Annotated in this window: 8 protein-coding genes; 2 read left to right on the top strand and 6 right to left on the bottom strand. The window is 43.1% G+C overall.

Features of this window, described 5'->3' with window-relative positions; translation table 11 throughout:
• Window positions 1-38: 38 nt before the first annotated feature.
• From KCTCHS21_RS03390 to KCTCHS21_RS03365, 6 genes are all read right to left on the bottom strand, one after another.
• A complete protein-coding gene (locus KCTCHS21_RS03390; RefSeq protein WP_130605124.1) occupies window positions 39-1,640 on the bottom strand; it encodes a response regulator transcription factor in 1,602 nt (533 codons plus the stop codon).
• Window positions 1,618-3,336 carry a cache domain-containing sensor histidine kinase gene (locus tag KCTCHS21_RS03385; RefSeq protein WP_130605123.1) on the bottom strand — a complete coding sequence of 573 codons (1,719 nt, stop codon included), beginning with the start codon at window positions 3,334-3,336 and terminating at the stop codon, window positions 1,618-1,620. Before KCTCHS21_RS03385 ends, KCTCHS21_RS03390 begins: the two co-directional genes overlap by 23 nt.
• A gap of 67 nt (window positions 3,337-3,403) precedes the next feature.
• Entirely contained in the window at window positions 3,404-4,711 is a 1,308-nt protein-coding gene (locus KCTCHS21_RS03380) for an ABC transporter substrate-binding protein (protein ID WP_130605122.1), read from the bottom strand.
• Window positions 4,712-4,946: 235 nt separating this feature from the next.
• The gene (locus KCTCHS21_RS03375) at window positions 4,947-5,603 is read right to left on the bottom strand and encodes an MBL fold metallo-hydrolase (protein ID WP_130605121.1); all 657 of its coding nucleotides are present in this window, start codon (window positions 5,601-5,603) and stop codon (window positions 4,947-4,949) included.
• A gap of 51 nt (window positions 5,604-5,654) precedes the next feature.
• On the bottom strand, window positions 5,655-6,083 hold the full coding sequence (locus tag KCTCHS21_RS03370; RefSeq protein ID WP_130605120.1) for a MerR family transcriptional regulator: 429 nt from the start codon (window positions 6,081-6,083) through the stop codon (window positions 5,655-5,657).
• Window positions 6,084-6,340: 257 nt separating this feature from the next.
• Window positions 6,341-11,887: an S-layer homology domain-containing protein gene (locus KCTCHS21_RS03365; RefSeq protein WP_130605119.1), complete on the bottom strand. Its 5,547-nt coding sequence runs from the start codon at window positions 11,885-11,887 to the stop codon at window positions 6,341-6,343.
• Between the two features lie 307 nt (window positions 11,888-12,194).
• Here KCTCHS21_RS03365 and KCTCHS21_RS03360 point away from each other — a divergent pair, with 307 nt between their 5' ends.
• Both KCTCHS21_RS03360 and KCTCHS21_RS03355 read left to right on the top strand, forming a co-directional pair.
• Window positions 12,195-12,533: an ArsR/SmtB family transcription factor gene (locus KCTCHS21_RS03360; protein ID WP_130605118.1), complete on the top strand. Its 339-nt coding sequence runs from the start codon at window positions 12,195-12,197 to the stop codon at window positions 12,531-12,533.
• Window positions 12,534-12,593: 60 nt separating this feature from the next.
• On the top strand, window positions 12,594-13,595 hold the full coding sequence (locus KCTCHS21_RS03355; protein WP_130605117.1) for an NADP-dependent oxidoreductase: 1,002 nt from the start codon (window positions 12,594-12,596) through the stop codon (window positions 13,593-13,595).
• The last annotated feature ends 20 nt before the right edge of the window (window positions 13,596-13,615 follow it).

The raw sequence follows: 13,615 nt of genomic DNA, 5'->3' as shown, positions 1-13,615 counted from the left end.
CATTCTAAATACAAAAGGAAAGGGGGATAATAGACGATCTATGGATTTCTTGTAGAATCTATAGTCGCTGAATTTCGATATTCTTGTGGAGTTGTGCCACTGTGGCGTTTGAAGGTGTTCGAGAAATAGGCAGGATCATTGTATCCCGTAGATTCAGCAATCTGATAGGTTTTCATCTGTGTTTCCACAAGTAGCTTCTTGGCTAACTCCATCCGGAAATCCGTAAGATATTCGATCACGCCTAAACCTGTCTTCTTCTTAAACATGACGCTGAAGTAGGCTGGGTTCTTATTCACGTGCTCTGATATCATAGTCAGATTGATATCTTGGTTATAGTTAGCGCGGATAAAGGCGATGGCTTTATCCACCGACTGACTCTGGTAGGGGCTATGAGTCTCTTGTTGTTTATTTGCTTGATTGATTACCTGAAGAACAGGCTTGATGCAATCCGTAAAGGAATCGGCCATATCCATTTGCTCAAGCCATTTAATAGTTTCATGATCTCCCAAATTATCCTCTTGTATAGATAATTTACGAACTAGCACAATTAACGCTATCCGGAGCTCTTGCTTAAGCCTTTCCAAGGCTGCAGGCGTATACGCTGAACCTTTCACAGCTATTACCCATTGCTTCAATTGGCGCTCGATATCGCTGTATGTGTCAAGCAGCTGCAGCTCTCTAAGTGGCTGCATAAGTGGCTGAATATCTTCATTAATGTGGGCGCGCGCTTCCCTTACAGTAATCAGGACGCTCTTCTCGCGTAAGAGACGTAAGGTTAGTAGCCGTTTAGCTTCGGAGTATCCTTCATTCATTAATTGAAGGGAGTAGAAATTTGAGAGCACAGCGGTAACAGACAAACCTAGATAATGGGTAATACTCTTGCGTATTTCCTGTAGCTTCTCACAGCTTTCCTCGTAGGAATAACTCTCCGGTAGCATAATGATTAACTGTTCCAGCTCATCATAGAAGCATGGTGCTCCCTGTGTAATCTCCGACGTAATATTCCAACAAGCGTATTGTAATAAGCCAATCTCCTTAGGTGTGTACTTCTGGAGTAATTCATGGCGATTTTCGAAATTAAGTATCGCAAGTCTATAAGCATCTGATAGGAAACTAATGTTTAGCCTCTCTGCCTGTTCCTTTATCTCACTGATTGAAGCATTGGGTTTACCTGAAATTAGCTTTCGAAGATAATCGGTTTGCAGTAACAATTGATTGCGGACTAGGAGCTCGTTTTTCTGGCTCAACTGGATGAGCTCCTCACGCTCCTGAGAGAATTCCTGGTATATCGCGCTAAGCAGCTCGCTAAGCTCTGCAAAGTCTGGCGGTTTAACTAGATAATCCTTGCATCCTAGCTTAATCGCTTGCTTGGCATAATCGAAATCATCATACCCGCTAAGAATAATGGTGCGTACCCTAGGGTACTGCTCTGAGAGTTTTCTGATAAGCGCCAAGCCATCGATGTTCGGCATGCGAATGTCGGTTAAAACAACATTAGGCTCATCTATCTCCATCATTTTCAAGCCCTCAACACCGTCGCAAGCCGCGCCTACTACGGTGATAGGAAGCTCCATTCGCTCTATCATTTTGCATAAGCCTGTGCGCAGTAGCTCTTCATCATCTACGATCAATAACTTCATCTGCCACCTTAGGAAGCTCGATGGTGTAGATAGTTCCTTGTCCGATACTACTCTCGATGTCAAAATGAACTCTTCCTTTCGTATAAGCTAGGTGTATTCTTTCATAAACATTTCGTATGCCAATGCTTTCCTTCGTTAGCCCTCCCATACCTATTAACGAATCTTTAATATCCTGAAGCTGATCAACTTCCATACCGATTCCATTATCCTGAATTCGTATAAGAAGCCTCTCATCTCCGTTAATATGCAGCTCCTTCATTTCAATCCGAATGGTGCCTTCTTGTCCATTGGGAACGATCCCATGAATGATGGCATTCTCAACAATCGGCTGTAGCAATAACTTGATCATTCGCCAATTTAGAACCTTATCATCTATCTGCAATTCTAAGACCAGCTTAGGATATCGGAATTTCATAACCTCCATATAAAGTCCAATATGTTCACACTCTTTCTGTACATTTACCCATTCCTTTTCTTTACCAATGGAATAACGGAGCAGTCTTCCTAATTTGGAGCCCATCGTAGAGATATTATAATTGCCGTCTATCTCCGCTTGCATCACAATCATACTTAATGTGTTGTACAGAAAATGAGGGTTAATCTGCGCTTGTAAAGAGGCAATCTCAGATGTCTTGCGTCTTTGCTCGATAGACATAACTTCCGCAATTAACTCATGAATATGGTCAACCATATATTGAAGACTTGTCGTCATAATACCGATCTCATCTGTTCTTTTCGTATCTGGTATATCGATGTTAAAATGGTGCTTCGGCGCGGTGAGCATTAACCTGCTTAACCGTTTGATAGGTGAAGACATCCGATAACTGACACTTACAATAATGAACAAGGCGATAATAAAGAAAAATAAGTTAATGACCAGAATAACCTTTTGGGTCTGATTAACCTTGATGAAAAGCTGATCTTTCGGCATGGCAGTCACTAAGGTCCATTTCGTAATCGCCGATACATAGCTGCTCTGGAAATGGTCCGATCCGACACAAGAGGATAATTTCCAACCTAAGCACTTTTGCTGTAGATCGAAAATAACCTGCCCTTGATCATCCACTAAATAGAGGTTCCCGCCACGGCTTAGCAAGTCGCTATCTGGTTCCAGACTAAAGTCTAACCTATAGAACATACGAATCATGCCCACCTCATGAAAGGTTTGAGGATTGTATAGCATTCTTGAAATGGCAGACACTGGCCTACCGTCTTCACCTTGGAAAGGTGGTAGCAAATAAGTAGCTCCTTCAAGCTCTTTGGTTTTTTCTATCCAATCCGAATTGGTTCCACCACTTCTATTACCCAAGAGAAACCGATTCCCGTTACGGTCATAGATTTCAATAGACACGATTTTATTGCGATCTGTTTCACGCATCATCGTTAGCGATCCATTAATTTGAGCCGTCTCCTCGAAAGAATAGCCTAATTGACCTTCCTGATTATTCAAGTGTCTTTCCAAAATATTATTTAACGTGTAATCGAAAGCAGGGTTTCTGGTGATTCCATTCAATAATTGAATGTAGCTATCCATCGTCTCCCCCGTATTTCTTGTCATCCCTTGAAGCCACGATGCAGCATCTGATTGCATCTCCTTCTTTATATAGGTAAAAGTAAAGAGATTGATCAGCAAGGTTGGGATGAGCACCGTAATGACAAGGATACCAACCAATCGGTTGGGAAATGTGATAGACATGTTGTATACCCCTCCAAAATAAACACAATCAGGGAACCCCTATATACGGGTCCCCTGCTGCCACCTACTATTTATGCTCGGCCCAATATTGGTCGGCCTTCTTCTGTATGTTCTCAAGTACAAGATTCAACTGGTCCGGATTGTGCATGAAGCGAATAAATTCACTGGATGCATATTCGGAAAGCTCAGATGGAGTTGCCTCCCAGAAACGAGTAATCGTCTTGTATTGTCCCGCTGTAATTTCGTTTACCAAGCCATTAATAATCGGATCCTTGGATTCAATATCCTTACGAATCGGCACTCCACCATAGAGCGAAAGCACCTTTTCATTTGCTTCTTTCTTAGTCAAGGCTACCACGGCTTTAATAGCGTCTTCTTTATGCTTAGATTTCTCTGAAACCAGGAACGGAGTAACCTCTGAGATGACGACATTGCCCGCAGCAGGATTGATCGCTGGCAGTATGAACGAACCAAAATCTGTCCCTGGCTCCATTCCTGCTCCTTTGAAGTAGTCCGAGTACCAGCTTCCCATCATAAACATCGCAAATTGCTCTTTGGCAAAGGCTGGTGCAATTTCATTCTGGAAATCTAGAGGCTTAGCGAAATATCCTTTATTGTAGAACGATTCCCAAGTCGTCATCGCTTCAACAACTTCAGGATCTGTATATTTCGCCTCTCCAACGACTAGTTTAGCATAGACATCTGGATAGCTACGGACCATGAATTCCTCGAACCAGAGAAAACCATTCCATACATCAATTGTCGTTGTGCCAATTGGAGTCACACCATTCGTCTTCAACGTTTCGTTAATGCTCAAGAACTCATCCCAGGTTGTCGGTGGCTGCAAGCTATATTTCTCGAATACCTTCTTATTGTAGAACATAACCCAGTAGTGAACACCAGCCGGGATTCCGTAAATTTTTCCATCGAAGGTTAAGGTATCGGCCATCGCTGGATCCACTCCGTCAGCGATCATTGCCTTCCATTCATCCGTCATATCCGCAAGATGTCCTGCATCGACAAGATCCTTCATCTGGTAGCCATTCCACCATTTAAAGATATCGGCCGCATTATCGGTTGTAAAACCGACACGTACAGCCGTTTGAAAAGAAGTAGGCTCATTATAAGGCACAGCCTTCAATTCCGTATTGCTATTCTTTAATAGAATCGGATTGATTTCCTTCAAGTAGTCTGTCCAAGCTGGATTGTCATAGAAAAAATCTGCTTTAATGGCTTCTTTCTTCTGGCCCTCTTGTTCATTGCTCTTTGATGGCGAGCTCGTCTCTTCATTCTTCTTACTTCCACCGCATGCAGAGAGCATGGTTAGAATCAACGCAAACAATAATATTATAACCCCACTCTTCCTCATTCTCATTCATGAAACCCCCTCAGTCGTGTAGGTCAAACGCTCTGAAAACGTTTACCGTGTTTTGATTATAAAAAGAACAACCAGGAGAAAATATAGAGAATTTATTGATATCTTGTAAAATTTTTAGTGAGAAGTAATTCGAAACGACTGTGAGAGGCCCATGCAATTTCGCATGGGCCTACTCTATTATAAGATATGAACTTGTTGAGTGGCCTCAATAGAGATAAAGCTAAGCTTTATACTAGCTCTGCTGTAAATACTGATCAATATGGTCAAAGGCATGGTAAACATCCTTGCTGTGTGTAATGCTGACAAGACTTGGCTTTAGTTCTCTAACAATTGCGCCGCTAGCAATCGCTTCGCTCATATTGGGTGTAAACATCTTTAAAGGCTTCTGCAGCTTCCCTCGCTTGGAGGTGAACAAATCCCCGCTAATTAATACGGAATCTTCGGGGTGATAATAGACCACATGTCCAGGAGAATGTCCTGGTGTATGATACGGAATAAGTCCTTGTATCGGCACTAACTGATGGTTCTCGTCAGTTGGAAGCGGCTTTACGAGACCAACCTCAACCAGATGCTCCGGCTTTTTTTTGCCAGGAAATGGTTCCTTCCCCTCAATATATTTAAGCTCCACCTTGTGTGCATATACAGGAATGCGTGCCTCCTTAGCAATGTAAGACAAGCCCCCAACATGATCGCCATGCCCATGTGTCAGTAAGACAGCCGTTACCTTTCCAAGCTTCTTCGCTTCTCGCAAAATGGCCTTTCCCATAAATGGCAGACCTGTATCAATAATGGTCACACCGTCTTCACCTTGTACAAGCCATGCGCTAAATTTAAGGCCTATCCCTACCTCAAGCTTCGTAATATGATTAGAAATTTTCCGCACCTTCATTCTTGCTACCCCCTCAAAATGATTTGAATAAATAAGTTGCAAGAATCCATGCTAAGAATTAATTCCGCTATTCATACTGCTGTACATTTCATTGAATAATTGATTGAGCATTTGCTGATTCTTCTGAAATTGTCCGTTCTCCATTAACTCTGTAACCAGTTCTAACGCCTTAAGCGCTGATTGATAAAATAAAACTTGTTGTCTAATGTAATCCATTTTGACGGTGAACATGGACTGCGAGTTTACATTGCACGGTGTGGAACTCGGGCTTTGCTGCAGCTGCAGCATGGATTTTATTTCTTGTAAGGAAAATCCTAATTTCTTAAGCACTATAATAAACTTTAACGCTTGCTCACAGCCCTCATCATAATCACGATATCCATTCTCCAAACGAAGCGGCTGCAGCAAGCCTTCATCCTCATAATATCTAGCTGTATCTCCAGAAATCCCATACTTCTCTGTAAATTGCTTGATCCGCATCTATGATTCCTCCAAGTTAATACAGTTTAAAGCTTTCGCTATTCCTTGTTAACTATTCATGACTTCATGCATCTAGCGTATCATTGGAGCATACTCCAAGGTCAAGCATTATAATAAGTCATAACAGAGAGGACGATGTCATAAGCACAACAAAATCCACAACCGTAAGGCTGTGAATTTATATGGTGGAATCAAGGAAAATCGCCAAGCCCCCGGCTCAAGAGCCGGGGGCTTGGTTTTATGGAACAAATGAAGTTTTACTTGCTGGCGAACGCGAGAGCTTTAAGCAGGACTACCGCCGCCTCGGCTCTTGTTGCCGTTTGTTTAGGTGCAAATTTGTTGCCGCTGACGCCTTGAACGATACCGTTCTCCACAGTAGCCGCAACCGCCGCTTTCGTCCATGCCGGAATCTCGGCGTCATCTGCGAACGCGGTCACCGCATTGGCTTTCTTAGCGAGTCCAAGCGCATTTGCTATCATCGCCACCATCTCGGCGCGGCTAATCTTAGCGTTCGGTCTGAAGCTGCCATCCCCGTAACCATTCACGATTCCGGCTTGCACAGCCTGTGCGATCTCTTGCTTCGCCCATGCGCCGATGCTTGAATTATCGGTAAACTTCAAAGCAGCTCCGTTTCCTTGCAGCTTCAGCATACGGGCCAGCAAGACCGCAAACTCAGCGCGGGTAACCTCGCTCTTCGGCTTGAATGTACCGTCGGCATAGCCTCCGACAATGCCCTGAGCAGCTACTTGCTTAATGCTTGCTTCCGCCCAGTGGCCTGCAATATCGCTGAACTTCACTTCCACGTTTTCTTCAGGTTTGTTTTCGGGACTTTCTTCAACCTTCGTATCTACGGCGAATACCGCGAACTTCGTGAAATGATTGACTTCCGCTGTAATCCGGTCGCCACTCACCTTGCCTCCGATTTCCACCCAACCCTTTTTCGCCTCATCATAATAGAAGAGAGATGCGATTTGATTCGCGCCGATCGTTTTCGGATCGAACGTGATGGTAAGAGTGATCGGCTTCAAGAAATTTTCCGTAAAGCTTTTCAAAATTTCATACACCGGGCTAAGAAGAACGTCTTTATTGCTTAAGAGCTGCGAAGTATTCAACACCTTATCAACTGTAATTGTCAATTGTTTCTCCGTTGCTCCGGCAGGAACCGTAATCGTAACGGCATTATTCGTAAACTGGGCCGTGCCGCCGGTGCCGGCAGGCAACGTTTGTTTGTTATCTTGGACAGGCGTTACAATTCCGCCGCCCCCTTGGGCAGCCGCTCGTTTTACGATAATCGTGTAAACCTTCGTTGTCTCTCCATCTTCTGCCGTTACGGTAACCGTTACGGTGTTGTCTCCTACGACCAGATTGTCACCGCCTGCAATTGCAACAGTAGCTTTCGCATCTACCGCGATAGCCGTAACCGTTAAGGAAGATTGGTTGTTTGGCACATTCACCGTGTAGCTCGTTGTGTTGGCGCTAAATCCGCTTACTGTCGTGCCTCCCACCATAAGATCGCTCAAATCAACGTTTATGATTGTTATGTTTTCATACTCAGCCTTTAATGTAACTTGATTTACCGGCATCGTAAATGTTAATGGATTTGCTGTATAACTCTCATTCGTAAGACCTGTCGCAGTCCATCTTACAAAGCGTTGTCCCTCTGGAACAGTAGCACTTACAGTAACTTGTGAGTCCTCTTTAATCTGTACAGGACTGTCTACCGCATTTCCGTCTACCGTAATGGTTCCTCCATCTACAGTTAGGGCAAACTCATCTTCTTCTTCGCCGCCAATAATAATCGTTTTGGGTACGGGAACATTTTTAATTGCATCCCAATCCCAAGCGATTGTAAAGTCCCATCCCAAGGCCTCAAAAGCTGTTTTTTGTGCAAGATCAGAAGCCGTTTTTCCTACAAAAACAGGGGAGATACTTGAAGGCAGTCCACTTGTGGTTAACTTGCTACTGTCATAGTAGTTGACCTGATTTGAATCGATGATCGGCCTGCTGCCAGACCAATAGCCCGCTATTTTACCAGGTGTTACCTCATTTACTGTATTGGTCACAATATTGCCATTCAAGGTTTTGAGCAGACTGCCTGAAGAACCACCCATATCACCAACAACAGCAGCGAAATATTGGCCTCCGACAAGCCCTGTGACCGTCCCCTTCACAAAGTTATTAATAATAACATTTCCCGTTGTCGTATCTGGTTTGGAAATAGGCGAACCTGAATTGTTATAATTGGTGCCTCCAATCAAGCCTCCAACTGTTTTCCCACTAACTTCTGCGGATACGAAAGAATTTTGCAAGGTGCCCGCATAGAGCAAACCTACAATACCGCCTGTGTACCCACTACCGGTTACCTTTCCATCCACATAGCTATTTTCAATTGTTCCAGAAGAAGTCCCGGCAATGGCACCTGTGCTATTGCTTCCGGTAATATCAACATTCACTAATTTAAGATTTACAACTCTGCTGCCTGCACCTAAATAAGCGAAGAAGCCAGTGTTGTTGTTGCTGCTCGAAATTTTTAGATTTCGTATTGTATAACCTCTTCCGTTAAATGTACCAATAAATGGAGTTGCCGTGGTGCCTCCACCGATTGCTGAAAATGTCACATCATTCATATCAATATCCGCTGATAACTCGTATTTCCCATCAACCGGATAGGCGGATGTGCCAAATCCCGCTGATATTGCAACCAAATCATTTGCTGTTTTGATTTTTACTGTTACTGCGCTATTCCCGCCTAAAGGTGTGACTTTAGCTGTGGCGGAGCTAGTTGCGACTCCGTTATAAAACAATGTTCCCGTAGCAACGGAGCGTAAATACATACTTACATCTGCCGTTTTGATCTTATAATTCGATGATGTTTCACCTGTAATAGCTGTCCAAGATGAACCGTCCGTTGAGCGTTCCCATCTGAAAGTAGCGGTAGCGCTTGATGGAGTAACGGCTGCACTCAGGGTTTGTCCTTCTTTAGCAATCCCTGTAACGGCAACACTCTTTATTGTAAACTCGTTAGTGTCCTGTGGAACCGCAGGATAAATCCATCCGGACAAATTGGGTGTACGCGGCTTGTTGGTAACAAGTGCGTTAGTATCCCCCATTACCAGTACGCCATCGGTATCATATCCCTTGCTTGTCACCCTAATTTCCGTTGGTGAAATAGAAATATTGGCATATCCAGGCCCTACTGCTCTTACATCGACATAAGCAACTTTAGTAGGGTCTTTCGTGTATAAGCCTCCACGTCTGTCATTATTGGAAGAATAGTTAGTGATATAGGTGGTACCGTCGCCGTAAGCCTGTGGATCAATGCTTGCCCCATTCGCAAAGAGATTGGTGCGGACATAAACATGGTCGTGTCCCATAAGCACCACATCAATTCCTGCTTGATCAAAAGCGTTTGTCCAGGATAATACAGGGGTTGCCATCCGATATCCGAAAAGAGATTTGTGAAATACCGCAACTCGCCACTTAGTCGGGTTTTGCTTCACGACTGACTTCATCCAGTCTTCCTGCGCTTTAATTTGCGAGGGGGTGCTCTGATCCTGATAGTCCATTACTAAGAATAGCGTGTCGCCATAAATATAATAGTAGTTGCTTGACTCATACTGTAATTTGTCAATTCCCGCAACCATTCGCTGCGTACCGTCGCCGCCACCGTAATAGGACGCGCCATTTTTAGGAGGGTTTTGGCGTCCTAATAGATTTTGCAGCGTGGGGTCTACCGAGTTCCAGCTATTGTTCGGTGCCCAGCTGTTGCCTGCACCATCGTACTCATGGTTTCCTGTCGCCATGTAAAGCGGTACACGCGCAAAGGTATCTGCATTCGCCTCAAAAAAAGCGTCCCACTCCCAGGTGTCGAACCCAAAGTTGACTTGGTCTCCCGAGCTCATTACAAATGAAGCATCCGGAAAATCAACAAATGCCTGATTAAGCGCTTTTTGGGCATGTTGAGTATAAAGATTAAGGGTTGCATCATAGCTGGATGAATTTTGCTGAGAGTCGGAAATCCAAGTAAAGTTAAATGTGTCGAGATTGCTGGCAGGCGTGCTAAAGCTGGCCGGAGATACAACGTTCGTCACATTCCTTGAACCGTCGCCAACGCTGTATACATATTCTGTACCCGGATCAAGAACGGTCGTCTCTGCCTTATGACTTTGGATCGCCGCTACTGAGTATGACGTTCCAGCACTGTTATAGTTCGCATTTGCAATGTTGCTTGAAAGGTCTACAGTGTTATTCGTTCCCACAATAACATTTGTAAACTTTCCGCCATTGCTTTCAAAATCTGATTTTTTAGCATAATAGAGCTGCGTTTCCTTAGTTGTTACTGGCGTTACCCAGTTAAAGCGCGCAATATACTTGCCTACCTCTTGTTTAAAGGAGTCGAACATGAATGTTGTGGAGGTAGGCGCTTTACCGCCGCCGATCGGCTGGGTAATCTTATCCCCTGATTTGGTAATAGTGAATGTATCGATAACACGGAAAGGATTTTCAGAGCCTGTCGCTTTATAGTACGCTTTATAGATTATCGAATTGCTCGTAACCTCCACTTTACTGTACACACCGGGTGAATAAATGGCTCCCCCACCTGTACCCGTTTTGTTGATGCGAAGGTCATAAAAAAAGTCATTCCAGGATGAGCTGTCCCGAGCGTCCAGGCTGTAACCATAATTGTATACTGATCCGCCTATAACATAGGTAGGCGCTTCGCCGAATTTTGCCTTTTCAACGCTTCCTGCGCCTGCTGCAGTTGAGGTTGTCCTTAATGTAGATCTGGCATAGGCATGCTCATGACCGGTGAGTACCAGATCGACGCCAGCATCGGTAAGTTTTTTTCCTGTCACATTGTCAAGTGTGTAGTGACTTGAACCCGGATCATAGGGGCCTGCATGCATATTTAAGATTTTCCATGCCTTAGTCGTTGCTGCAGTTTCGTCTGCCAAAAATTTATATTGAATATTGTTGTCTGCTGTAGAAGCATTAGAATTTAGAGAAATAAACAAAGCGTCTCCGTATTCAAAGGAATATACTGTGCCAGCAGCAGCTGGAGACAGACCACTTGGTTGACGTAAAGATGAATAGTTAAATCTAGCGTTAATCTGTACGAGATTTTGGTCATAGGTTGCACTGTCATGATTCCCAGGGGTTGCCATGATTGGCAGTGTACTCAAAAGATTATCAGCTGCATCAAAGAAATACTGCCAATAGTCAGAATAACTCGCATCCTCTACTATATCGCCATTATGGATAAGAAACGCAGCATCTTGTTCATTCGCCTTAATATAGTCGTATAACTTTTTTGTGTTGTCATATGTACTTACAGATGTTCCCTGTGTATCAGGGCTGACAACAAAAGAGAACGGCTTCTTATCGTTAGGATTCGCAGGTGCGGTAAAGCTAGCGATAGCGCTATATCCGTTGCTATCGTTACCAACTTTATAATAATACTTTGTTTCAGGGATAAGATCCTGAATAACAACATTAAAGGAATTAATTGCTTTAAAGTTAGTTTGTTTATTCACTGGAATAATATTTGCAGCAGCTGGAGTACTCATTGTGGCGTTTTTGATTACACCATCAGCTAAGTTAGATGATTTACCGTAAACAATTACTGAATTGTTCACCGTCAGATCAGTTAACCAATTAAAACTCATCGCCGATTTACCTTCTTCTGCGCCCCCAGCTATACTTATTGCAATTTGTGACGGAATTGCCGCAGGTGCTGCTGCCGATGCTGTCTTTACTGTCATTGGCGTTGCAAGTCCAGAAATAGCTAAAAGCACCACTAACATTGTTAAAATTAGCTTTGATGTTGGTCTAGTTGTCCTATTCACTTGATGTAAATCCCCTCTCTCATGATGTATTTCAATTATGATTGGAATATATTAAATCCATTAGGCTCTTAAGTTTGGGCTATATTAACTCTGGATTTTGATTGACAAACGTGATTTGAGGTCAACGTGCAGCAAAAATCCATCAACCTCATGCGGTTGTGGATATATATGGCGGAGCAGTAATGGTACATTTTCGCTTGATTTTATCAAAAAGTTCGTTATAATACGTTTATGAGATTAAACGAATGAACGGGAGGTGGAGTGTATGAGCCAAAACGTGGAGCACATTGTACAGCAATTCAAAGAATCTATCCCGTTGCTGGATGTACTGACTGACGAAAAACGTCAAGCCATCATTTTGCTTCTTGCACAACATAAAAGTGGACTTAATGTTAATACTATAGCGGAGCATATTAATTTGTCCCGGCCTGCTGTCTCCCATCATTTGAAGGTGTTAAGACAGTCTGGCTATGTTAGCTTCGAAAAAAAGAGCGTAGAAAATTACTATATCTTAACTCTCCGCAAACCGTTAGAACAGCTTAAATCTTTAATTGCGGTTATTGAAGCTCAATGTAACAGCTCTTTGCAATCTTCAATAGAATAAGATTTTTTTATATTATTGGTTTATATGTTTGAACGAATGAACGGAATTGGAGTGATTTAGATGAAGGCTATGATCATTGAGAGATACGGAAAAAATGTTCCCTTAATAATGGCTGATAGACCGACGCCTAATATCGGAGAGCATGATGTGTTAGTAGAAATATATGCAGCCAGCTTAAACCCTATCGATTTCAAAATAAAGGAGGGAAAAGCTAAATTCCTGCTAAAGTATGACTTACCTTTAATTTTGGGAAATGATTTCTCTGGGGTAGTCATCAAGGTTGGTAAACTCGTGAACGCATTTAAACCCGGTGATGAAGTATATGGAAGACCTCGCAAAAGCAGGATCGGAACATTAGCTGAATATATTGCCATTCATGAAGATGATATTTCTCTGAAGCCACGGAACTTAAGCTTTGAAGAAGCGGCATCAATACCACTGGTCGGGCTTACGACTTACCAAGCCTTTTATTATATTTTGAAGCTTCAAAAAGGACAAAGGATTTTGATTCATGCAGGATCAGGAGGCGTAGGCACCTTCGCTATCCAACTAGCCAAGCTAATGGGCGCTTATGTCGCTACTACTGCAAGCGATAAAGGTTATAATTTGGTCAAATCACTGGGTGCCGATCAAATCATTAATTATAAAACAGAGAATTTTGAAGAGCTGCTTAAGGACTATGACGCGGTGTACGATACTTTAGGAGGAGCAGCCTTGGATAAATCATTCCAAGTACTGAAACCAAACGGAAAAATAGTATCGATCTCCGGCCTGCCCAACTCGAGATTTGGTAAAGAAGCAAAATTAGGTTGGCTGAAGACGGCCATTCTATCCATAGTGAGCCGTAAGATCACAGCTCTCGAGAAGAAAAGCCACGCGGAATATCATTTCCTCTTTATGAAACCTAGTGGAGCGCAATTAAAGATAATAAAGGAGTTTATAGAAGAGGGTCACATCATTCCCGTTATTGATAAAGTGTTTAATTTACAAGATGCAGGGCAATCGTTTCATTACCTTGAAAGTGGAAGAGCTAAAGGAAAGGTAGTCATAAAAATAAAGTAATTCAAAAAAGCATAAACGGC

This window comes from Cohnella abietis, from assembly GCF_004295585.1.
In the GTDB taxonomy this organism is placed as follows: Bacteria; Bacillota; Bacilli; order Paenibacillales; family Paenibacillaceae; genus Cohnella; species Cohnella abietis.
This window is presented reverse-complemented; position numbering and strand designations above follow the sequence as displayed.